At 65.5% G+C, this 374-nt stretch carries 1 pseudogene; it reads right to left on the reverse strand.

Going from position 1 to position 374, the window contains the following annotated elements:
• A pseudogene (locus ACFWW4_RS22730) lies at positions 1–374 on the reverse strand (flagellar motor protein MotB); the annotation flags it as partial.

The raw sequence follows: 374 nt of genomic DNA on the forward strand, positions 1-374 counted from the left end.
TGTGTGGACCGGATATCGCCAAGGCCCGCCTCTTCAAAGGCGCGGGCTTCGCGGTTGCGGGCGGGCCGCGAGGCCAGGGCAATCGCCGCATCCCCACGCAAAAGATCGGTCAGACCATCTGTCGTGTTCGAGGCCCCGATATCGACGGCGGCGATCATCTCACCCGAGGCGCTGATGACCTCGTAACCGACTGCACCGGCCTGACCCGCCGACCGGCTGACGGAGCCAAATGTGTCGATCTTGTTGCTGCCATAGGCGCGCAGCAGGCCGGGCACCAGATCCTTGCCCAGGGTCGGCGAGCCTGCAATCCGAAACTCCGATACTGCAGGGGTTGTTACAGGACAGGCCGCCCCGTCACACCGCACCATGCTCGC

Origin of the sequence: Yoonia sp. SDW83-1, from assembly GCF_046762885.1 — a bacterium.
GTDB lineage: Bacteria > Pseudomonadota > Alphaproteobacteria > Rhodobacterales > Rhodobacteraceae > Yoonia.